Consider the following 22,529-nt stretch of genomic DNA (forward strand, 5'->3'; position numbering starts at 1 on the left):
CCCGTGGGCGGGGCCGGTTCCCCCAGGCCGGCGGCCGGGGCAGGAAGCGCGCACAGCGTTGCCGGGGGTACCGCGGGCCGGCCTGCCCGCGCTGGCGACAGCGATGACACGGCCAGCGCCAGCACGGACAGCGCCGACACCGCCGACACCATCAGGTTGCTGCTGACCCTGCGCGAGCAGCCGGTCTAACCCCATCGATTGCTCCGGAACTGCCGTTCACGCGGCCCAAAACGGCACTTCCGGAGCAGTCGATGGGCAGGCGGACACGCGTCGCAGGGTGGGCCGTTGACGTGCACGTTCTCGAGGACCATTATTCTCCTAGACGACTGGGGGGCGCTAAGGCACACGCAATGGAGCCGCGCCGTGAACGTTGAGTCAGTCAATACAGTTTTCGTTGGTCACCTCGGAGAAAATCTGAAGGTAAATTCGCGCGGGACTTTCCCGGGAACACAGGAGCCGACCCGGCCTAACGGCGGCCGATGGCGCTGGCGCCCTGGCCGGATCCACGTCCAAGTGGTGGCGCAGCAGTCTGCGGGGCAGCGGCCATGATGGCCGCGGTACTTCGCTGGGTTCTGCAGTTCCGGCTCTTGGTCCTCGTGGTGGCAGCGGGCGTCCTCGCGTACGGGTTCACCGCGTTGCCGACCATGTCCGCGGATGCATTTCCGGAATTCGCCCCGCCACAGGTTGAGATACAGACTGAGGCCCTGGGACTGTCTGCCGCGGAGGTCGAACAGCTGATCACCTCCCCCATGGAGGCCGACTTGTTGAACGGCGTGGCCTGGGTGGAAGCTATCCGGTCCAAGTCGGTTCCGGGCCTTTCCTCGATACAACTGGTTTTCAAGCCGGGGACAGACATGTTCCGGGCACGCCAACTGGTGTCGGAACGCCTGACTCAGGCAAAGGCGCTGCCGAACGTGTCGGCCGCCCCGGTCCTGATGCAGCCGCTGTCATCGACCAGCCGGGTCATGATGATTCGGCTGACATCAAAGGACATTTCCGGCATCGACATGTCCGTTCTGGCGCGGTGGACCATGAAGCCCGCACTTCTGGCCGTGCCGGGTGTCGCGAACATCTCCATTTGGGGACAGCGCGACCAGCAGCTGCAGGTGCTGGTGGATCCTGAGCAGCTTCAGGCAAAGGGAGTGACGCTGGACCAGGTCATCAGGACCACCGGCAACTCTGTGTGGGTGTCCCCGTTGAGCTATCTGGAGGCGTCCACACCGGGCACGGGCGGATTCTTGGAGACAGGACATCAGCGGCTTGGCGTCCAGCATGTCCTTCCCATCACCACGCCTCAGGACCTGGGCAAGGTCAGCCTCCAGGGCACGTCCCAGAAATTGCTCCTGGGCGATGTCGCCCGGGTGCAGACAGATCATCAGCCCTTGATCGGTGACGCCCAGGCCGGCAAGAACGCTGAGCTGCTGCTGGTGATCGAGAAGTTCCCGGAGACGAACACCGCAGACGTCACGAAAGGCATTGACGAGACCCTGCACGGGCTCCAGCCCGGGTTGCAGGGCGTCACCGTAGACACCAGCGTGTACCGCCAGGAGTCATTTATTCAGGACGAGGTGGGCAGCCTCGGCGTCGCGCTGCTCGTCACGCTGCTGCTGATCGCGGCAATGTTTGGCCTGGTCTTCCGTTCGTGGCGCACGGCGCTCATTAGCCTGATCGCCATTCCGCTCTCGCTCATCGCGGCAGCCCTGCTGCTTTCCCTGCGCGGCGCCGGACTAAACACCATGGTCCTGGCCGGCATGATCCTCGCCCTCACCGTGATCGTCGGAGATGTGACGGAAGACCTGACCTGCACCATCAGGGCCCATCGTGCATCGCGCGGAGCTGACACCGGGGAGTCACGGGGCGACTTGCTTGTTGGAGCCCTGCGGTCGGTTCGGACTCCCCTGATCTACTCCCTGTTGATCATGTCACTGAGCGTCTTGCCGGCGCTCTTTGTCCCCGGTGAGAACGGCGCGATGTTCGGACCCCTGGTGCTTGCCTACCTGCTGGCACTGGCCGTCTCGATGATCGTGGCTTTGACTGTCACCGTGGCCCTGGCGTTCCTCCTGCCGGAATCCTCCTCCCGGAGACGGGAGGGCCGGGCCATGCAGCGCCTGCGTATTCGGTACGGGCGGTTCCTGTCACGCCGGAGCGGCAAAACCGGGTGGGCCTTCGCCGCCGTCGCGGTCATCGCCCTGGCCGGGCTTGCCCTGGCACCCCGGCTGGTCACCGGTCAGCCTGTGGTGCCCGCGCTCGCAGACAAGACGCTGGTAGTCCAGTGGAGTGCGATGTCCGGCACATCGGACCAGGAAATGAGCCGGATCACCGAATCGGCCGCCCGTGAACTCGGGGCCCTGCCCGGAGTCGCCACTGTCGGAACAGAGGTTGGACGTGCGATTACGTCCGACCAAGTGGGTGACGTCAGCTCCGGGGAGCTTTGGGTGACCATGGCGCGGGATGCCTCCTACCGCAATACCGTTGACGCCGTCCAGAAGGTCGTGGACGGGTACCCCGGCCTGACCGGCAAGGTCTCGACGTATCCTCAACAGAAGATCGACCAGATCCGGGAAGCCGGTGATTCCGGATTTGCGGTCCGGGTATACGGCGTGGACATGGCTACCATCCGCCAAAAGGCAGAGGAAGTGCGGCAGGTCCTCACGCGTACGGCCGGTGTGGTGAATCCACGTGTCGATGCGCCCAACGAACAACCGACCATCGAAGTCAAGGTTGATCTGGCCAAGGCCCAGCAGGCAGGCATCATTCCCGGCGACGTGCGGCGCGCGGCTGCCGCCCTCTTGCAGGGCATCGAAGTGGGCAACGTCTATGAACAGCAGAAGGTCTTCGCGGTGGTGGTGAAAGGAACGCCGTCCACCCGGAACAGCGTTACCAGCGTCCGCGAGTTGCTGATCGACACGCCCAACGGCGGCCACGTGCGCCTTGGCGATGTTGCCCGGGTCAACGTCGTGCCGAACGAAGCCGTGATTCTTCACGACGATACTTCGCGGCGCGTTGATGTAAAGGCCGACATCCAGGGGCGCGGGTTGACTGATGTGCAGCAGGACATCGAACGGGGCCTGCAGGCGATCCAGTTCCCGCTGGCCTACCATGTGGAGATCCTCACCCAGTATGCCCAACAGCAAAACGCCTTCCAGTGGTTGTGGCTGCTGGGCGCGGTGGCTGCCTTCGGCATCCTGGTCCTGCTCCAGACGGCACTGGGAGGCTGGCGGCTCGCCGCCGCGGTCTTCCTTGGACTGATCGTTTCAATGTCCGGTGGCGTTTTTGCCGCGTTGGCTGCGGGCGGAACCAATTCCCTGGTGGCAGTTGTCGCGCTTTCGGCCGTCCTGGGAATCGCGGCCCGAAGCTGCCTGCTTCTCGCCGGCCAGGTCCGAAACCTCCGCTCCAGGACGGGCGCCGCTCCCCCGCCGGCCGCGGTGATCGCTGCCGCACGGGATCGGTTGCAGCCTACCCTCGCCTCCCTGGTGATGACGGGCGTGGCCCTGGTTCCGCTGGTTCTTTTCGGCGGAGTCACCGGGGCGGAGATCATACAACCGCTCGCAATCATCATCTGGGGCGGGCTGCTGACAACCGCTCTCTACACTCTGTTCGTCCTGCCCGCCACGCTGCTCCGGTTCTCGCCCGCCCAGGCACCGATGGATGACACTTTTGGCGATCGCCGGGCAGCATCTGAAAGCCGGGATCCGTCATGATGGGGAAATCGCCGCGGCCGTGCCGCCTCATGGTTCTACTGGCCCTGATCCTCCTGGCGCTGACCTTGCCGGGGTGCAGCCAGCCGCCGGCGGAGGCTGTAGCGGCCGGCGACGCTGCTGCGAGCCTTCAAGAGATTCCCGGATCTGACGTCAAGCGCATTGTCCTCACCGAGCGGGCTGTTGGGAACATCGGGCTGCAGACGTCGACGACGTCAACGGATCCGAAGAGCAGGAAACTAACTGTCCCGTACCTGGCCATCCTGTATGACAGCCAGGGAAAGACCTGGGTCTACACGAATCCCGAGCCCCGGGTCTACGTCCGCCAGCCCGTCACCGTGGCGCGCATCGACGGGGAAGTCGCCCAGCTCAGCGGCGGCCCGGCACCCGGCACCACGGTGGTCACTCTTGGGGCCGAGGAACTGTTCGGCGCAGAGCTGGATACGGCGAACTGACATGCGCTGGATCATAGGAATCAGCCTCAGGTTCAGGACGATCGTCGTTGCGCTGGCGTGCGTGGTGATGCTGCTGGGTTCCCTCCAGCTCAGTTCGGCCTCAATCGACGTCTTCCCTGAATTCGCGCCCCCACGCGTTGAAATCCAGACGGCGTGCCTCGGTCTGACCGCGCAGGAAGTCGAGGAACTGGTCTCGGTGCCAATTGAGGCTTCACTGAGCGGCATGCCCGGCCTGGACGAGCTCCGCTCGAAATCCGTGCCCCAGCTGTCCTCGATCGTGCTGGTGTTCAAACAGGGCACGGATCTGCTCAATGCCCGCCAGCTTGTATCGGAACGCATGGCGTCGGTGACGGCGGCGCTGCCGACCTGGGCTGCTCCGCCGGTAATGCTGCAGCCGCTGTCGTCCACCAGCCGCGTCATGAAAATCGGCATGACCTCGTCCAACCGGTCCATGATCGAGATGTCCATGCTTTCCTACTGGACCATCCGGGCCAGGCTGCTCAGGGTCCCGGGCGTGGCCAACGTCGCCATTTGGGGCGAACGGCTGCAGATGCTGCAGGTCCAGGTCCAACCGGAGCGGCTCAAAGCCGAGAATGTCTCGCTCAACCAGGTCATGGAAGTCACCGCCGGGGCCGTGGACGCGGGACTGCTTCAGTACTCCCCCGGGAAATTCATAGGCACCGGCGGCTTCGTCGGAACCCCGAACCAAAGAATGAGCGTCCGCCACGTCCAGCCGATCACCAGCCCCGCGGATCTGGCCCGCGTCACCATCCGGGAAAATCACGGCGTCGCGCTGCATCTGGGCGACGTGGCACGGGTCGTCGAGGACCACCAGCCGCTGATCGGCGACGCCGTCATCAACAACGGGCACGGGCTCATGCTCATTGTCGAGAAGCTTCCGTGGGGAAACACGCTGGACGTGACGAAGGGGGTCGAGGAAGCCCTTCACGAACTCCAGCCGGGAATGAGCGGGATCAGCTTTGACACCACCATCTTCCGCCCGGCCAGCTTCATCGAAGAGGCGATCTCCAACCTGAGCCTGGCCCTGCTCCTGGGCTGCCTGCTGGTGGTCATGATTCTCAGCGCCTTCCTGTTCCAATGGCGCACCGCGCTGATCAGCCTGGTCGCCATTCCGCTCTCCCTGCTCACGGCCGTAATGGTCCTCTATGCCACCGGCAGTTCGGTCAATACGATGGTCCTGGCCGGGCTCGTCATCTCGGTGGGGGTCGTCGTCGACGACGCGATCATCGATGTCGAAAACATCATGCGCCGGCTGCGGCAGTACCGCGCAAGGGGCAGCGACGAATCCACGGCTTCGGTGGTCCTGAAGGCATCCCTTGAAATGCGAAGCCCCATTGTCTACGCGACCCTGATTATTGTTGTGGCCGCCCTCCCCATCTTTTTCCTGAACGGGCTGACAGGCGTCTTCTTCAGGCCGTTGGCCGTCTCCTACACACTCGCCGTCCTGGCGTCGATGCTGGTGGCGCTGACGGTCACGCCAGCCCTGGCCCTGATCCTGCTGGGCGGGGCCAAATTGGAACAACGCGATGCGCCGCTGGTCCGCGTCCTTAAGCGCGGATACCATGCCGTCCTGTCCCGCATCATGAACCGGCCGCGCTATGGCTATCTCGGCTTCGGGGCATTGGCGCTTGCGGGACTCGTGGCCGCTCCCCTACTCGGCCAGTCCCTGTTCCCGACCTTCAAGGAACGCGACTTCCTGATGCACTGGGTTTCCGAGCCAGGCACGTCGGCGGCGGAGGAATACCGCATAGCCCAGAGGGGCTGCGCGGCATTCCTCAAAGTGCCCGGTGTCCTTAATTGCGGGACGCACATCGGGCAGGCTTTCATGGCGGACGAGATAGTCGGTGTCAACGCAGGTGAACACTGGATCAGCATCGACCGGCACGCCGACTATGACAAAACAGTGGCAGCGGTCCAGGAGGTCGTCGACGGTTACCCGGGCCTGCACCGTGACGTGCAGACGTACCTGAAGGAGAGGATCGAAGAAGTACTGACCGGCGCCAGCGAGCCGATTCTCGTGCGCGTCTACGGGGACGACCTCAACGTGCTGCGTGAGCAGGCACAAAGAATCCAGCAAATACTCAGCAATATCGAAGGCACTGACGATCCCCATATCTCCCTGGAAGTTGAAGTGCCGCAGATTACCGTCAAGGTGAATCTCGCGGCGGCGGAAAAGTACGGACTGAAACCCGGAGACGTGCGCCGGGCGGCTGCAACGCTTGTGGCCGGCGAAGAGGTCGGGGACGTCTTCCGGGATGGAAGGGCCTACGACGTTCAGGTCTGGAGCACCCCGGAGACCCGCACCAGCGTCACGAGCATCCAGGATCTGCCCATCGATACACCAAGCGGGCAGCGTGTGCGCCTTGCCGATGTCGCCGCGGTCAGCGTGCAGCCCACCCCGAACCTCATCGACCGGACCAACGGGTCGCGCCGGGTCGAAGTCGGTTCCTTTATCGATGCCGGAGCGGACCTGGGTCACGTGGTCTCACAGCTGCAGCAGCGGCTGGAATCCCTTGACCTGCCCGAAGGCTACAGCGTCCAGCTTCTCGGCGAATACACCGAGCGGCAAGCTGCCACCGAACGCCTGACAATTTTCGCGGTGGCGGCCCTGGCGCTGATCTTCGTTTTCCTGCAGGCATCATTCCGGAGCTGGCGGCTGGCCGTCCTCGCTCTCCTCACATTGCCCATAGCGCTGGTGGGCGGGGTGCTGGCCGCGTATTTCTCCGGGAGGGTTCTGTCGCTGGGATCGCTCGTAGGATTCCTGACGGTCATGGGAATCGCGGCCCGCAACGGCATCCTGCTCATCAGCCACTGCCAGCACCTGGAAAGGAATGAGGGAGTGCAGTTCGGCGGCCCGCTCGTGTTGCGCGGCGCGGGGGAAAGGTTGTCGCCGATCCTCATGACCACCCTCGCCACCGGGCTTGCCCTGGTGCCTTTGGTCATCATGGGAAATGTGCCGGGCCACGAGATCGAGCACCCGATGGCCATCGTCATCCTGGGCGGCCTCTTCACTTCAACGCTGCTCAACCTCTTCATTGTGCCGTCCCTCTATCTGCGGTTCGCCAAGAGGAAGCGCTCCCGCAGCCGGCAAAAGGGAACTACTGATCCGGAGTTGCGGCCGGCTCAATGATGCGGCCAAACTGACGACGGCGGCATGGTCTCGCCGGAGCAGGCACTCCGCCCGACGGTAGTCACTGAAGCTGCCCGCCGGCGACGGCGCGGTAGCGCGCGAGCACGTCGGGGGCCGGGTCTGCGGTGACGACGCCGGTTCTTGCGGTCTGCCACTCGGGGAAGGACCCCAGAAGCACACCGGCCGCCTGCCGCGCCGCGCCGTCGGCCACGTACTCCCCCGGCTCCGGCACCACGACGGGCACGCCGAAGATGGCGGCCGCCACCTGCTGCACGGCGGCGGAGCGCGCGCCTCCGCCAACCAGGAGGATCCGCACGGCGGAAACCCCCAGGTCCGTGAGCGCCTTCAACCCGTCGGCGAGGGAGCAGACAATTCCCTCGACGGCGGCGCGGGCCAGGTTCTCCGGCGTGAAATTCTGCAGCGTCATCCCGTGCAGCGAGCCCGTCGCGTCCGGGAGGTTGGGGGTCCGCTCACCCTCGAAGTACGGCACGAAGGCCAGGCCGCCGGCGCCCGGACGGGCCGAAAGCGCGAGCTCAGAGAGCCGCGGCAGGCTCACCGAAAGCAAGGCCGCGGTCGCGTCGAGCACCCGGGAGGCGTTGAGTGTGCACACCAGGGGCAGGTAGTGGCCCGTTGCGTCAGCAAAACCCGCAACCAGGCCGTGGGGATCAGCCGTGGGCCTGTCGGCGACGGCGAAGACCGTGCCGGATGTCCCGATGGAAACCACGACGTCGCCCACACCGGCGGCCACGCCGAGCGCCGCCCCTGCGTTGTCCCCGGCGCCGGGGCCGATCAGGGCGCCGTCGGGCGTGGCGAAGTCGCTGGCGAGCGGCGCGAGCACCGCAGGCAGGACGGGCGCGTGCCCGAGCGTGTTCTCCAGCACTTCGGGGAGGTAGGCGCCCGTGGCGGGTGACCAATAGCCAGTTCCGGAGGCATCCGAACGATCCGTCCGCAGCGCGGCCAGGCCCTCCGCGCCGCTTCCGGGCCCGAACCCGGCCAGCCGCCAGCTGAGCCAGTCGTGCGGGAGGCAGACGGCGGCCGTGCGGGCTGCGTTGTCCGGTTCGTTCTCGGCCAGCCAGCGCAGTTTGGTGGCCGTGATCGAAGCGACGGGTACTGTGCCGGTAGTTCGGGCCCAGTGGAGCCGCCCGGCGTCGTCGCTCCCCTGTCCGGCTTCCTTGATCAGGGCCGCTGCGGACGGGGCGGAACGCGTGTCGTTCCACAGCAGGGCGGGGCGGACCACCTCGCCGGACGCGTCCAGGCAGACCATCCCGTGCTGCTGGCCGCCCACTGATATCGCGGCAACGCCGTCGAGGCCGCCGGCCTGGGCGATCGCGGTCTGCAGGGCCTCCCACCATGCGTCGGGGTGCACCTCGGAACCCCCCGGGTGCGGGGCTGACCCGTGGCGCACCAGCGCCCCGGTCTCTGCGTCACGGATGACGACCTTGCAGGATTGGGTGGAGCTGTCGACTCCGGCGACCAGGGGCATGGGCTGTTCTTTCAGTCGGGGCCCCTGCCGGGGCGCGGGGGCTGGACCGCCGGGCCCGCAGGAGCGGGCCCGGCAGCGGTTCAGGATTCCAGTATCAGCGGGCGCCGAGCAGGTGCTCGATGGCGAGCTGGTTGAGCCGGACGAAAGCGAAGGAGCGCTCGGCGGCCTTGTCGGCGTCGAACGCCTCGAAGGCCGAAGCGTCAGCCAGCAGCTGGTCCGTGGTCTCGCCCGAGGCGAGCGTCGGTTCCGCCAGTTCGAAGACGCCGGAGGTCGTCAGTGCTTCCTGGACCTCCGGGTCCGCGCGGAAGGCCAGGGCGCGTTCCTTCAGCAGCAGGTACATGGACATGTTGGCCTGGGCGGAGGCCCATACGCCGTCGTAGCCGTCCGTACGGGACGGCTTGTAGTCGAAGTGGCGCGGGCCGTTGTACCTGGGGCCGCCGTTGGGGAAGCCGTTCTCCAAGAGGTCCACGGTGAAGAAGGCGCTGGTCAGGTCGCCGTGGCCGAACACCAGGTCCTGGTCGTACTTGATGCCGCGCTGGCCGTTGAGGTCGATGTGGAACAGTTTGCCCGCCCACAGCGCCTGCGCGATGCCGTGGGTGAAGTTCAGGCCGGCCATCTGTTCGTGGCCGGTCTCCGGGTTCAGGCCGACGATGTCCCCGTGCTCGAGCTGGGCGATGAAGGCCAGGCCGTGGCCGACCGTGGGCAGGAAGATGTCGCCGCGCGGCTCGTTGGGCTTCGGCTCAAGGGCAATCCGCAGGCCGTAGCCCTTTTCCTTGATGTAGCCGGCTGCGGTGTCCACGCCCTCCTTCATGCGGTCCAGTGCGGCCGAGAGGTCCTTGGACCCGTCGTATTCGCTGCCTTCGCGCCCGCCCCACATGACGAAGGTTTCCGCGCCCAGTTCAGCGGCGAGGTCAATGTTGCGCAGGACCTTGGCGAGGGCGAACCGCCGGACGGACCGGTCGTTGGAGGTAAAGCCGCCGTCCTTGAACACCGGGTGGCTGAAGAGGTTGGTGGTCACCATCGGCACCTTGAGACCCGTTTCGGCAAGGACCGCCCTGAAGTTCTTCAGGATCAGCTCGCGCTCGGAGTCCGTCGCATCGAAGGGGATGAGGTCGTTGTCGTGGAACGTGATGCCGTAGGCGCCGATGTCGCTCAGCTTGTGGACAGCCTCCACCGGATCCAGGGCCGGGCGAGTGGGCTGGCCGAAAGGGTCATTGCCGGTCCAGCCGACAGTCCACAGGCCGAAGGTAAAGCGGTCTTGCGGGGTTGGCGTAACAGCCATTGTGAGCACCTCATTGGGCTAGCAGGAGTGTTGTTTCGGAAAGGAAACGAATTAGTATGGAATCTGAACTATATGGCCTGTGATGAACTTGGGTCAACAGTTTTTGGCACTGAGCCAAGAAGACGCCGAAAAGAACAGCGGAAGGGCGAAAGATGCGCGGGGTAAACAGTGCAGGCTGAGGCTCCCGGCCGGGTGCAGGATGTGCGGCGGCAGAACCTGGCCGTGGCGCTGGGCGCCATCCAGCGGACGGAACGCTCCACCCGCGCCGAGATCGCCGCACGCACGGGCCTGACCAAGGCGTCGGTCTCGAGCCTCGTCGCCGGCCTGCTGGAAACCGGGCTGATCGAGGAAGTGGGGGTAACCCGCGACGGCGAGCGCGGCCGGCCCGGAAGCGGGCTCGTACTCAACCGGCAGCGGGGAGCGTTGGGCGCGGAGGTCAACGTTGACTACCTGGCCGCCGGCGTCGTGGACCTGCTCGGTGAAGTCCGCGTCCACGAAGTGGTTGAGCGGCCGCCGGGCGGCAGCCCCGAAGAGGTGCTGGGGGAACTCCGAGCACTGGCGCGGCGGGCCACCACGGCGGCCGAGGCTGACGGGATGGTGCTGCTCGGCGGAGGGCTGGCGGTGCCCGGCCTCGTGGATCCGGCCCACGGAACCGTCCTGACCGCACCGAACCTCGGCTGGCGGAACGCCGCGCTGGCGCAGCATCTGGAAGCCCTGCTCCCGGGGGCGCCGCTCGGCGTCGTCCTCTCCAACGAGGCCAACAGCGCAGCCCTGGCCGAACTCTGGTACGGCCATGGCTCCTCCTTCCGGGACTACCTCTACGTCTCGGGTGAAGTCGGCGTGGGCGGCGGGCTCATCTTCGGGTCCGAGCTCTTCGCGGGCCCCGGCGGACACGCCGGCGAGGTCGGGCACCTCGTGGTCCAGCCCGACGGCCAGCAGTGCAGCTGCGGCGGCCGCGGATGCCTGGAAACGGTCGCCGGACAGCACGCGATCTTCTCCGCCGCGGGCATCGACGGCACCTCGACCGCCGACCGGATGGCCGCGCTGCTGGGAGCCCTCGACGCGGGCTCACCGGAGGCGGCCCGGGCCGTGGAAACGGCCGGCCACTACCTGGGCGTGGCACTCGCGTCCGCCGCCCGCATGGTCAACGTGTCCGCGGTGATCCTGGGCGGGCATTTCGCCGGCCTGCAGAAGTGGATCAGGCCGAGTCTGCTGCGGAGCCTGGACAGCTACGCCCCGGGGGTGGTGCCCCCGGACGGCGTCGCCTTCTCCGGCCTCGGGCAGACGGCGGCGCTGCGCGGTGCGGCAGGAAGCAGGTTGCGTGAGGTCTTTGCCAGTCCGCACGATCTGCTGAACTGACCAGTCAGCGGGGCGGAGCAGTCGACTCGCGGACCACCAGGTGGGTGGCCAGCTCCACGCGGCGGGAGTCCAGCAGCTCGCCCCGGGCCTGCCTCAGCACGAAGCGCAGCGCAGCCCGCCCCATCTCCTGCAGGGGCTGCGCCACGGAAGTCAGTGCGGGCACGGCCTCCTCGGCCTGGAACGTGCCGTCGAAACCCGCCAGGCTCAGGTCGTCGGGAATGCGGATGCGCTGCCGGCGGGCCTCTGCAAGCACACCCAAGGCAATGCTGTCGCTGGCCGCGAATATAGCCGTGGGACGCTCATCCAGCGCCAGCAGCTTCCGCAGGCCGCGTACGCCATGCTCCGGACGGAAAACGCCCGGGATGATGTATTCGTCATTCACCGCCACCCCGCTTGCCATCAGGGCGGCCATGTAGCCGTGCAGGCGGGCCTGGCTGCATTCGGCTTCCGCCGGACCGCCGAGGTAGGCAATCCGGCGATGCCCAAGTTCCAGCAGGTGGGCGGTGGCGGATTTTCCGCCGGCCCAATTGCTCGCGCCGACGCTCACCACGTCGCCCGGCGGCGGGTTGAGGGGATCGATGACGACGACGGGAATGTGCCGCCGGTAGAACGCGTCCAGCTGCGCCTCGCCAAACGCAGAGGTCACAACGATCAGCCCCACGCGGCCTTCGTCCAGCATGCGCTGGGCCCGCCGCTCGGGAGTCAGCTTTGATGCCGACTGCTGCCCGGTGACGTTCAGCATGACCTGGACATCCTCGGCGGCGGCGTGTTCCATCACGCCGTTGAGGACCTCGACGGCGTATGCGGAGTTCAGGGAATCGAACACCACTTCCACGGTCGGCGTCCGGCCCTCGGCCGTCTTGCGCTGCAGGGGAGACTGGTATCCCGTCAGCTCAAGCGCGGCCAGGACCTTGGCCCGCGTGCCGGCCGCAACGTCTTCCCGCCCGTTGATGACCTTGGAGACAGTAGGAGACGAGACTCCGGCTTCCCGCGCGACGGCAGCAAGTGTTGGCCTGCCTGCACCCTGAACTGTTGACACAAAGACTCCCAGAAGTTTCGAAAAGTTTCGATGCGAACAGTTTGCCCCGTGCATCCCACTGGGTCAACAGTGCAATAGTCAACGTTCTGAACTTTTTTCCGTTTTGGGCTTGACCGGTGATCTGCGTCACCGTTACTTTGGGTTGCACGAGTCGCAGGTTTTACGAAATTTTTCGAAACCGAAGACCTCACCCAATCATCATCAGCGGCACGCAGCCTCCCGTAGGACGGCTAGCCTGCCACCTCTCACACCCGGGCAATCAGCGCCGACCCCGGAGGACGGATGAAACCCAGATGAATACCCGTAAGTTGCGCACCGCCGCCCTGGCCATCTCTGCCGCCGCACTGTCCGTCAGCCTGGCGGCGTGCGGCTCCAGCGGCCCCGCAGGTTCCAGCTCCGCAAGTTCCGGCACCGCCACGATGTGGGGGCTGACCGGCGGTAACCAGCCGGTTCTGCAGAAATCGGTGGCGGCATGGAACAGCGCGCACACCGACCAGACCATCAAGCTCGACTTCTTCGCCAACGATGCCTTCAAGACGAAGGTCCGCACCGCCGTGGGCGCCGGCGAAGGCCCCACCTTTATCTACGGATGGGGCGGCGGAGTCCTGAAGTCCTACGTGGACGCCGGTCAGGCGGAGGACCTCTCCGCGTTCATCAAGGAAAACCCCGAGGTGAAGGACCGCTACCTTCCTTCCGTCCTGAAGAACGGTGAAATCAACGGCAAGACCTACGCCCTGCCCAACAACAACGTCCAGCCCGTCGTCCTGTACTACAACAAGGAAGTGTTCGACAAGGTCGGAGCCCAAGCGCCCAAGACCTGGGACGACGTGATGGCCCTCGTGCCGAAATTCAAGGAGGCCGGAATTGCACCGTTCTCCCTGGGCGGGCAGTCGAAGTGGCCTGACCTGATGTGGCTGGAATACCTCGTCGAGCGCATCGGCGGCCCCGAGGTCTTCGCCAACATCGCCGCAAACAAGCCCAATGCGTGGTCCGACCCCGCAGTGGGCCAGGCACTGACCAAGATCCAGGAACTGGTTAACGCCGGCGGCTTCATCAACGGCTTCTCCTCCATCGCGGCTGACAGCAACGCGGACCAGGCCCTGCTCTACACCGGCAAGGCGGCCATGGTCCTGCAGGGCGGCTGGATCTACCAGGGCATGAAGAAGGACGCCGCCGACTTCGTGAGCAGCGGCAAGCTCGGCTTCACCACCTTCCCCACTGTTGCGGGCGGAAAGGGCGACCCTGCCAACATCGTGGGCAATCCCTCCAACTTCTGGTCGATCTCCGCCAAGGCCACAGATGAGCAGAAGAAGGCGGCACTGAACTACGTCAAGGACGGAATGTTCACCGACGCCGACACGGACGCCCTGATCAGCTCGGGAGCTGTTCCGGTGGTCAACGGCATCGAAGGCAAGCTCGCAGCGTCACCCGACAAGGACTTCCTGACCTTCGTCTACGGCCTGGCCAAGGGGGCCCCGAGTTTCACCCTCTCCTGGGACCAGGCGCTGAGCCCCGCACAGGGCGATGCGATGCTGTCCAACCTTGAGCAGATCTTCCTCAAGAAGATCACCCCCGAGCAGTTTGTCTCGACGATGAACGCCACGATCGGAAAGTAGAGCCGTGGCTGCAGACAGTTCCATCCGCCGGGCGGCCCGCGACGCGGGCCCCTCGGGGTGGCTGGCATTGCCGGCCCTCGTATTCTTCCTGGTCTTCGCCGTCGTACCCCTGGCGGGCGTGGTTTTCCTCAGCTTCACGAGCTGGGACGGGCTGCGTGAGATCCGCCTTGACGGCTTGAGCAGCTGGGCGACCGTCCTCACCGACCCGGTCACAGGCAACGCCCTGCTGGTGACCGCCAAGATCATGTTCTTTTCCTTCATGGTGCAGGCACCGATCAGCCTCTTGCTGGGGGTGTTCACGGCCGGCGGCCAGAAATACCGGGCAGCACTCGCCGTCCTCTACTTCCTGCCGCTGCTGCTGTCGTCAGCCGCTGTTGCCATCGCGTTCAAGGCGCTCCTGGACCCCAACTTCGGCCTCGGCCCGGGGCTCCAGGTGCCCTTCCTGATCCAGGACTGGCTCGGAAACTCGGACCTGGTCCTGTTCGTGGTGGTGTTCGTCATCGCCTGGCAGTTCGTTCCGTTCCACACGCTCATCTACCAGGGCGGCGTGCGGCAGATCCCCACATCGCTGTATGAGGCGGCAGAAATCGACGGCGCCGGACGCGTCCGGCAGTTCCTGAACATCACCCTGCCCCAGCTGAAGTACACCATCATCACCTCCTCCACCCTCATGGTGGTGGGAAGCCTGGCGTACTTCGACCTCATCTTCGTCCTGACCGGCGGCGGCCCGGGCTACAGCACCAGGCTGCTGCCGCTGCACATGTACCTGACCGGTTTCAAGGCCAACGACATGGGCGCCGCAAGTGCCCTCGGCGTCATCCTGATCGTCATCGGACTGGGTCTCGCCCTGCTCCTGCAGCGCCTGGGCGGCAAAAACCGGAACGCCAGCCAATTGGAAGGAGCCTGATGGCCTCCACGACACAGCTTCCGGTTCCCCCGGAGGCACCCGTCCGCACAGCGGCGGCGCCCCGTCCGGACGTCAGGCGTGGCTCACGTTTCCGGCCGAACCTCCTCGGCGGCCTCGGGGGCTGGCTCTGGCTCGGAGTCATTATCCTGCCCATCTACTACGTGGTGGTTACGAGCCTGAAGAACCAGGCCGGATTCTTCGCCACCAATCCCATGCTGCCGCCGGCCGAGCCCACGCTGGACAACTACAAACTGGTCCTGGAAAACGACTTTGTCCGGTACTTCGCAAACAGCGTCATAGTCACGCTGGGCACAGTCATTCCGGCGCTGTTTGTCTCGTTCATGGCCGCCTACGCAATCGTCCGCGGCAAGGGCCGCTTCGTGAACTGGACCAACAACCTCTTCCTGCTGGGGCTGGCCATTCCCCTGCATGCCACCATCATTCCGATCTACTGGATGATCACCCGCGCCCACCTGTACGACACCCTGCTGGCACTCATCCTGCCGTCCATAGCGTTCGCCATTCCGGTCTCGGTGCTGATCCTCTCCAACTTCATGCGCGACGTGCCCAATGAACTTTTCGAGTCAATGCGGCTGGACGGCTGCTCCGACTGGGCCATGCTGTGGCGCCTCGCCCTGCCGATGACCAAGCCGGCCGTGATCACGGTGGGCATCTACAACGCCCTGCACGTCTGGAACGGCTTCCTCTTCCCGCTGATCCTGACCCAGAGCCCGGACACCCGCGTGCTGCCCCTCTCGCTGTGGACCTTCCAGGGCGAATTCAGCGTCAACATCCCCGCAGTGCTGGCGTCCGTGGTGCTGGCCACCCTGCCGCTGCTGGTGCTCTACGTTGTCGCCCGGCGCCAGCTGATCAGCGGCCTGACCGCAGGCTTCAGCAAGTAAATGCCCGGTGGTCGAGCTTGTCGAGGCCCGGTTTCGGCAAGCTCAACCACCAGAACCTCGACCACCGAATAACCGAAAGGACATTTTGATGACCACCGCAAAGCCGTTGCGGGTCGGCATGGCCGGTTACGCATTCATGGGCGCCGCCCACTCACACGCCTGGCGGACGGCGCCCCGGTTTTTCGACCTCCCCTTGCAGCCGCAGCTCACGGCGGTTGCCGGCCGGAATGCCGACGGCGTCCGGGCTGCCGCCGGGAAACTGGGCTGGGAGTCGGCCGAAACCGACTGGCGGCGCCTGATTGAACGCGACGACATCGACCTGGTCGACATCTGCACCCCCGGCGATACCCACGCCGAAATCGCGATCGCTGCCCTTGAAGCTGGCAAGCACGTGCTGTGCGAAAAGCCGCTGGCCAACTCCGTGACGGAGGCGGAGCGGATGACTGCTGCAGCTGAATCGGCGGCAAAGCGCGGGGTTTTCGCCATGTGCGGATTCAGCTACCGCCGCACGCCGGCGCTTGTGCTGGCCCACCGGATGGTGGAGGAAGGCCGGCTGGGAACCATCCGGCACGTACGCGCCCAATACCTGCAGGACTGGCTGAGCGACGAGACCGCGCCCATGACCTGGCGGCTGGACAAGGGCAAATCCGGGTCCGGCTCCCTCGGCGACATCGGCGCGCACATCATCGACACCGCCCAGCGGCTCACCGGCCAGAAGATCACGGGCGTTTCGGCGCTGCTGGAAACGTTCGTGCCCGAGCGGCCCCTTGCCGGGAACCTCGTGGGGCTCGGCGGGCAAGGTGACGCCGGCGCTGACGCGCCTCGCGGGGCCGTCACCGTTGACGACGCCGCGATCTTCAGTGCCCGTTTCGACGGCGGCCCGATCGGCGTCTTCGAAGCCACCCGCTACGCCCTGGGCAGGAAGAACGCCATGCGCCTGGAGCTTAACGGCACCAAGGCATCCCTCGCCTTCGATTTCGAGGACATGAACATTCTTTCCTTCTACGACGCGGCCGAGTCCCCCGACGCCGGATTCCGCCGGATCCTCGTGACCGAACCCGAGCACCCGTATGTCGGCAAATGGTGGCCCACCGGCCACGGCCTGGGCTACGAGCACGGCTTCACCCACCAGGTGGTGGACCTCGTCAACGCGCTGGCGCAGCAAAGGCAGCCGGAACCGTCGTTCGCGGACGCCCTCCAGGTCCAGCGGGTGCTGGCCGCCGTGGAATCCAGCGCCGCTAATTCCAGCCAGTGGCAGAAGGTCTAAGCGCGTGACTACAGAACAGGAAAGCATGATGACCCGACCTATTACGCTGTTCACCGGCCAGTGGGCCGACCTGCCGTTTGAGGAGGTGGCCCGGCTCGCTGGCGAGTGGGGCTTTGACGGGCTGGAGATCGCCTGCTGGGGTGATCACCTGGATCCGCGCCGCGCCGCCGAGGACGATCGCTACCTCCAGGACCGGCTGGACATCCTGGAAAAGAACAACCTGCAGGTCTTCGCCATCGCCAACCACGTGACCGGCCAGGCAGTGTGCGACGACCCGATCGACGAACGCCACCGGGACATCCTCACTCCGGAGGTCTGGGGGGACGGCGACCCGGAAGGCGTCCGTTCCCGCGCCGCGCGCTCCATGATGGACACTGCCCGGGCCGCGGCCCGGCTTGGGGTGAAGACCGTCACCGGCTTCACCGGCTCCTCGATCTGGAAAGCCGTGGCGATGTTCCCGCCCGCGTCCGGGGCCATGATCGACGCCGGGTACCGGGACTTCGCGGACCGCTGGAACCCGATCCTTGACGTGTTCGATGAGGTTGGCGTGCGCTTCGCGCTGGAAGTCCACCCCTCCGAAATCGCCTATGACTACTGGACCACCAAGCGTACCCTCGAGGCCATCGGGCACCGGCCGGCCTTCGGGCTTAACTTCGACCCGTCACACTTCATCTGGCAGGACCTGGACCCGGTGATGTTCTTGCAGGACTTCGCCGACCACATCCTGCACGTCCATGTGAAGGAATCCGTGCGCCAGCTTGACGGCCGCAACGGCCGGCTGGGCTCGCACCTGCCCTGGGCCGACCCGCGCCGCGGCTGGGACTTCGTGACCGCCGGGCACGGGGACGTGCAGTGGAACAGGATCTTCCGGACCCTGAACGCGATCGGCTACGCCGGACCCACCAGCATCGAATGGGAAGACGCCGGCATGGACCGGCTCACGGGCGCACCGCAGGCCCTGGCCCTCGTGAAAGGCCTGGCTGCCATCGCCCCGCCCGCCGCGGCATTCGACGCCGCCTTCGCCACCCGCTGACCACCCTTCCGCCGGCCACCCGCCGGCGCCCATCAAAGGAACCCCATGACAGAACGCAAGACCGCCCTTGTGGTCCGCGGCGGCTGGGACGGGCACCAGCCCTTCGAAGCCACCGAACTTTTCATCCCCTACCTCAAAGACAACGGCTATGACGTCCGGGTCGAGGAATCGCCCAAGGTCTACGCCGACGCGGCCTTCATGGCCGGGGTGGACCTGATCCTGCAGTGCATGACCATGACCACCATCGAAAAGGAGGAGTTCGCGGGCCTGCGGACCGCCGTCGAAAACGGCACCGGCCTGGCGGGCTGGCACGGCGGGATCGCCGACTCCTACCGCAACAACTCCGACTACCTGCACCTGGTCGGGGGCCAGTTCGCCTGCCATCCCGGCAAGCACCCGGACGAATGCACCGGAGAGCAGTCCGACAACTACGTGCCCTACACCGTGAACATGCTTCCGGCCGCAGCCAGCCACCCCATCACCGAAGGCATCTCCGACTTCGACCTGGTCACCGAGCAGTACTGGGTGCTCTCCGACGACTACATCGACGTCCTCGCCACCACCACCCAAAAAGTCCGCGAATGGGACCCCTGGCACCGGGAGGTCACCTCGCCGGCCATCTGGACGCGGCAGTGGGGCGAAGGTCGGATCTTCGTCGCCACCCCCGGCCACCGCGTGGAAATCCTCCAAGACCAGAACGTACGCACCATCATTGAAAGGGGCCTGCTGTGGGCAAGCCGTTGAAAGTAGGAATCATTGGCTGCGGCGCCATCATCGCCCAGTACCTCACCAATTTCCGCCGACTCGACCAGATCGAGCTGGTAGCCGTAGCGGACCTGGATCCCGCGCGCGCCGAGGCCGTCGCCAGGGACTACGACGGCGTCCGTGCCGTCTCCGTGGAGGAACTGCTCGCCGCGGACGACGTCGAACTGGTGCTGAACCTGACCATCCCCGCCGCGCACGGCGAGGTTGCCCTGAAGGCCATTGCCGCGGGGAAGAGCGTCTACGGCGAGAAGCCGCTGGCGGCGGCCACCGCCGAGGCCCGGCAGGTCCTGGCGGCGGCCCGCGAGGCGGGCGTCGCCGTCGGCTGCGCTCCTGACACGGTGCTCGGCACCGGGATCCAGACCGCCCGCAAGGCGATCGACGACGGGCTGATCGGCGCACCGGTCTCGGCCACCGCCACCATGGTGACCCCCGGCCATGAGCGGTGGCACCCCAACCCGGACTTCTACTACCAGCCCGGCGGCGGTCCCCTGCTGGACATGGGCCCCTACTACGTCACCGCCCTGGTGACCCTGCTCGGCCCCGTGGTGTCGGTCATGGGCGCCGCCAGCCATACGCGCAACGAACGCACCATCGGTTCCGGACCGCGCCAAGGCGAAAGAGTCCCCGTTGACATCGACTCCCATGTCACCGGGGTCCTGGTCCACGCCTCCGGCGCGCTCTCCACGTTGTTCATGAGCTTTGACGCGGTCAAGTCCAAGTCGTCCAATATTGAGATCCACGGCGAACTCGGATCGCTGGCGGTGCCGGATCCCAACCACTTCGACGGCGACGTCCAGCTGTTTCCGCTGGGCGCCGACGCGTGGGAGACCCTGCCCGTGTCGGCCGGCTACGTTGACTCCGGCCGCGGCTTCGGCATCGCCGACCTCGCCTCCACGCCGCCGGGCGCAGAGCCGCGTGCAGGCGGGACGCTGGCGTACCACGTCCTCGACATCATGGAATCGGTCCTGGAGTCTGCCCGCAGCGGCGCGGCGGTCTCCATCCAGAGCACTGCCGAGCGGCCGGCCGCCGTCGAACTGACCGTGCTGTCCAACGACGCCGTGCTGTCCAACTAGACGGCGAGACAGACCGCCCGCGCACTCCGGCGGGCCGCGGATCCCGCGGCCCGCCGGAGGGTTCAGCCACCGGCAGGGTTCACCACCGGCGGAGGTACGTCGGCGGGCCTACTTCTTGGGCAGGCCCGCCGGGTTCAGGTCGGACTTCTGCACGGCCTCGGAGGAGAGGCCCCAGCGGTCCAGGATCTTGGCGTAGCTGCCGTCTTCGATCAGGTGGTTCAGTCCGGCCTGGGCTGCAGCCGTGAAGCCGTTGCCCTTCTTCGTGGTTGCCGCGATGCTGGCCTTCAGCGGCCAGCCGCCGTCCACCAGCCCCACGAGCTTGGTCTTGGCATCGCTGGCGGCCTTGTAAGCGGCGGTGGCGTTCGGTCCGAACGTGAGGTCCGCCCGGCCCGACTGCAGGGCCAGGTTCGAGGCGGAGTCGTCGTCGTAATACTGGAACTCGACCGGCTTGAGCCCCTTTGCCTTGTTCTCCTCGTCCCAGCGCAGCAGGATGGCTTCCTGGTTGGTGCCCGAGCCGACGATGATCCGCTTTCCGGCCACGTCCGCCGCGGATTCGACCTTGGTCACGCCGCTGTCACTCTTGGCGTAGAAGCCCAGTTTGTCGTCCCGGTAGCTCGCGAAGTCATACTTGAGCTTGCGTTCCTCGGTGACGGTGACGTTGGAGAGGACGGCCTCGTACTTGCCCGACTCCACGCCAAGGGGCCAGTCCGCCCACGCGGTCGGCACGATTTCGGCTTCCAGGCCCAGCGTCTGGGCAAGCGCGACGGCGATGTCCACCTCGTTGCCCACCGGCGTCTTGTTGTCGGTTGCGTAAACCGCCAGGGGCGGTGCGAACGGGCTGACAGCCACGGTCAGCTTCCCGTCCTTCTTGATGGCCTCCGGAACGAGGGCGGCCGCCGCCTCGTCCACGGTGACGGGGACGCGGTCCTGCTGCGGAGACAGGTTGAAGGTCTTGGCTCCCGAAGAGGACGAGGAGGCTGTCGGGGTATTTCCGGCCGCCGCGGCACCCGGATCCGAGCAGGCGGACAGCGCCAGCAGGGTGGTGGCCGCAAGAGCCAGGCTGACGCCCGGCTTGAGCGCGCCGGCGCCGGATTTGAGAGTGTTGCGGGCCATGATTTTCCCCTTGGAAGTAGCGGCTGAGGTTCTTGTGGCAGCAACTATCCGGCAGCGGAAAAACGCGGTCAAAGCGCCCCGAAACGGTGGGATACACGGCGTAACGGCGGTTCATCCGGCGTCCGCAACCGTCATGTCCCCTGTCCGGCCGCCGGCAAACGGATCTAGGCTCGAAACTATGAACAATCACTTCACGGACGAACGGGACAGCTACGGCAGGCTCCTGGTGGACAGGGAAGTGTGGCGGCAGGCCACCACGCTTGCCGCCGCGGGCGAGCTGACCGCCCGCTGGCTGGAAGGCAAGAGCCAGTACCAGGCAGGAACCCTTGCCCCCAGCTTCGACGCCGAAACCGGTCCCATTGCCGGGCAGCTGGCCGAGATCAACCGCAGCGGGCTCTTCACCAAGGAATCCCAGCCCGGCCTTCCACCCGAGGCGAGCCACGCCCAGCGACAGTACGTGACGGGCTTCTGCTCCTCCGAATCGGCCCGGCTCCTCCTGCAGCTCTCGACGCAGACCGAGCTCGTTGCCGTCGCCCACGCCCCGGGAGAGATGAGCAGTGCGTCCATCCCGGTGACGCTTGACGGTGACGAGGTGGTCACCGTCCTCGGGACCAGCGAAAGCCCCATTGAATCCGAACAGATCCGGGACTGGGCGGAGGAAAGCAACGAGACGCTTGCCCTGGTCCTTGCCGACTCCTGGTACATCGAGCTGCTCGATCCCGTGTGGGGGCGGAACGACCGCCTCCTGCCTGCCGTCCTGGGCACCCTGAAGTCTGCGCCGGACGCTGTTTGACACTTGGGACCCGCGGTTTGGCGCGTGCAACGTCCGGTGTGGCGCCCGCGGCTCCCGGTGGAATTTGACGGTTTGCGACTCCCGGTGAACGTCCGCGACGCCCGGTGAATCTCTGCTACGGCGGCCGTTGTGGGCGGCCTGAGGCTCTACGTAACGTCAGTCCAACACCCCCAACACAGCCCCGAAGGAAACACTATGTCGACCTCAAAGGACAACCCGGGATCCACCCGCATCGCCGCGGGTGAGACCCGCAGCCCGAAGTACACCCGCCGGCTCAAGATCGGCATCGCCGTCGGCGTGCTCGCCGTCCTCGGCGCCGGCGCCGCCGTGGCGTCCACGGCCGCCCGCAATACTGAACCGGCAGCCGCCAACACCGCCGCCGCCACGAGCCCGGCTGCGGAGTTGAAGCTGGGCTACTTCGGCAACATCACCCACGCCGCCGCCCTGGTAGGCGTGAAGCAGGGCTTCATCAAAGAGAACCTGGGCAGCACGAAGCTGTCCACGCAGGTGTTCAACGCCGGCCCCGCGGCGATCGAGGCGCTGAACGCCGGCGCGATCTACATCACCCTGGCGCGGAATCCGGACACCTGGTC

The 22,529-nt window shown here is 66.2% G+C and carries 17 protein-coding genes and 1 pseudogene; 14 read left to right on the plus strand and 4 right to left on the minus strand.

The features are described from left to right. Positions 1-3 precede the first annotated feature (3 nt). The 4 genes from ASG92_RS16220 (at position 4) to ASG92_RS16235 (ending at position 7,304) form a co-directional block, all read left to right on the plus strand. A complete protein-coding gene (locus ASG92_RS16220; protein WP_056630355.1) occupies positions 4-189 on the plus strand; it encodes a hypothetical protein in 186 nt (61 codons plus the stop codon). 356 nt (positions 190-545) lie between these two features. Further along, positions 546-3,701 (plus strand): efflux RND transporter permease subunit, encoded by a 3,156-nt coding sequence (locus tag ASG92_RS16225; RefSeq protein WP_240987164.1) that lies wholly within the window; start codon positions 546-548, stop codon positions 3,699-3,701. Next, positions 3,698-4,153 carry a hypothetical protein gene (locus tag ASG92_RS16230; protein ID WP_056630358.1) on the plus strand — a complete coding sequence of 152 codons (456 nt, stop codon included), beginning with the start codon at positions 3,698-3,700 and terminating at the stop codon, positions 4,151-4,153. The genes ASG92_RS16225 and ASG92_RS16230 overlap by 4 nt, the downstream gene beginning before the upstream one ends. Before the next feature lies 1 nt (position 4,154). Next, a complete protein-coding gene (locus ASG92_RS16235; RefSeq protein WP_056630361.1) occupies positions 4,155-7,304 on the plus strand; it encodes an efflux RND transporter permease subunit in 3,150 nt (1,049 codons plus the stop codon). 61 nt (positions 7,305-7,365) lie between these two features. Here ASG92_RS16235 and xylB read toward each other — a convergent pair whose 3' ends face one another. After that, complete coding sequence (xylB, locus tag ASG92_RS16240) at positions 7,366-8,787, minus strand: xylulokinase (protein ID WP_056630368.1); 1,422 nt, start codon at positions 8,785-8,787, stop codon at positions 7,366-7,368. Positions 8,788-8,881: 94 nt separating this feature from the next. Next, positions 8,882-10,069 (minus strand): xylose isomerase, encoded by a 1,188-nt coding sequence (xylA, locus tag ASG92_RS16245; protein ID WP_056630371.1) that lies wholly within the window; start codon positions 10,067-10,069, stop codon positions 8,882-8,884. A gap of 168 nt (positions 10,070-10,237) precedes the next feature. Here xylA and ASG92_RS16250 point away from each other — a divergent pair, with 168 nt between their 5' ends. After that, positions 10,238-11,428 carry an ROK family transcriptional regulator gene (locus ASG92_RS16250; RefSeq protein ID WP_240987165.1) on the plus strand — a complete coding sequence of 397 codons (1,191 nt, stop codon included), beginning with the start codon at positions 10,238-10,240 and terminating at the stop codon, positions 11,426-11,428. Between the two features lie 4 nt (positions 11,429-11,432). Here ASG92_RS16250 and ASG92_RS16255 read toward each other — a convergent pair whose 3' ends face one another. After that, a complete protein-coding gene (locus ASG92_RS16255; RefSeq protein ID WP_056630373.1) occupies positions 11,433-12,467 on the minus strand; it encodes a LacI family DNA-binding transcriptional regulator in 1,035 nt (344 codons plus the stop codon). Between the two features lie 293 nt (positions 12,468-12,760). Between ASG92_RS16255 and ASG92_RS16260 the strand changes: the two genes are divergently transcribed. The 7 genes from ASG92_RS16260 to ASG92_RS16290 all read left to right on the plus strand — a co-directional run bounded on the left by ASG92_RS16260 (position 12,761) and on the right by ASG92_RS16290 (position 20,030). Beyond that, entirely contained in the window at positions 12,761-14,083 is a 1,323-nt protein-coding gene (locus ASG92_RS16260) for an extracellular solute-binding protein (RefSeq protein ID WP_056630375.1), read from the plus strand. Between the two features lie 4 nt (positions 14,084-14,087). Next, on the plus strand, positions 14,088-14,990 hold the full coding sequence (locus ASG92_RS16265; RefSeq protein ID WP_056630378.1) for a sugar ABC transporter permease: 903 nt from the start codon (positions 14,088-14,090) through the stop codon (positions 14,988-14,990). After that, on the plus strand, positions 14,990-15,892 hold the full coding sequence (locus ASG92_RS16270) for a carbohydrate ABC transporter permease (protein WP_056630379.1): 903 nt from the start codon (positions 14,990-14,992) through the stop codon (positions 15,890-15,892). The genes ASG92_RS16265 and ASG92_RS16270 overlap by 1 nt, the downstream gene beginning before the upstream one ends. 88 nt (positions 15,893-15,980) lie before the next feature. Then, on the plus strand, positions 15,981-17,159 hold the full coding sequence (locus tag ASG92_RS16275) for a Gfo/Idh/MocA family oxidoreductase (protein WP_056630383.1): 1,179 nt from the start codon (positions 15,981-15,983) through the stop codon (positions 17,157-17,159). Between the two features lie 28 nt (positions 17,160-17,187). Further along, positions 17,188-18,192 (plus strand): sugar phosphate isomerase/epimerase family protein, encoded by a 1,005-nt coding sequence (locus ASG92_RS16280; RefSeq protein WP_056630386.1) that lies wholly within the window; start codon positions 17,188-17,190, stop codon positions 18,190-18,192. A gap of 45 nt (positions 18,193-18,237) precedes the next feature. Continuing rightward, positions 18,238-18,936, plus strand: a complete 699-nt coding sequence (locus ASG92_RS16285) for a ThuA domain-containing protein (RefSeq protein WP_056630389.1) — start codon at positions 18,238-18,240, stop codon at positions 18,934-18,936. Continuing rightward, entirely contained in the window at positions 18,921-20,030 is a 1,110-nt protein-coding gene (locus tag ASG92_RS16290; protein ID WP_056630391.1) for a Gfo/Idh/MocA family oxidoreductase, read from the plus strand. The genes ASG92_RS16285 and ASG92_RS16290 overlap by 16 nt, the downstream gene beginning before the upstream one ends. A gap of 108 nt (positions 20,031-20,138) precedes the next feature. On the opposite strand, the gene ASG92_RS16295 is transcribed toward ASG92_RS16290, so the two are convergent. Continuing rightward, complete coding sequence (locus ASG92_RS16295; RefSeq protein ID WP_056630394.1) at positions 20,139-21,143, minus strand: ABC transporter substrate-binding protein; 1,005 nt, start codon at positions 21,141-21,143, stop codon at positions 20,139-20,141. A gap of 178 nt (positions 21,144-21,321) precedes the next feature. Between ASG92_RS16295 and ASG92_RS16300 the strand changes: the two genes are divergently transcribed. Together ASG92_RS16300 and ASG92_RS16305 are read left to right on the plus strand one after the other, a co-directional pair. After that, positions 21,322-21,936 carry a hypothetical protein gene (locus ASG92_RS16300; RefSeq protein ID WP_056630395.1) on the plus strand — a complete coding sequence of 205 codons (615 nt, stop codon included), beginning with the start codon at positions 21,322-21,324 and terminating at the stop codon, positions 21,934-21,936. A 195-nt stretch (positions 21,937-22,131) separates the two neighbouring features. Further along, positions 22,132-22,529, plus strand: a pseudogene (locus ASG92_RS16305) (sulfonate ABC transporter substrate-binding protein); the annotation flags it as partial.

Origin of the sequence: Arthrobacter sp. Soil736, assembly GCF_001428005.1 — a bacterium.
Lineage (GTDB): Bacteria > Actinomycetota > Actinomycetes > Actinomycetales > Micrococcaceae > Arthrobacter.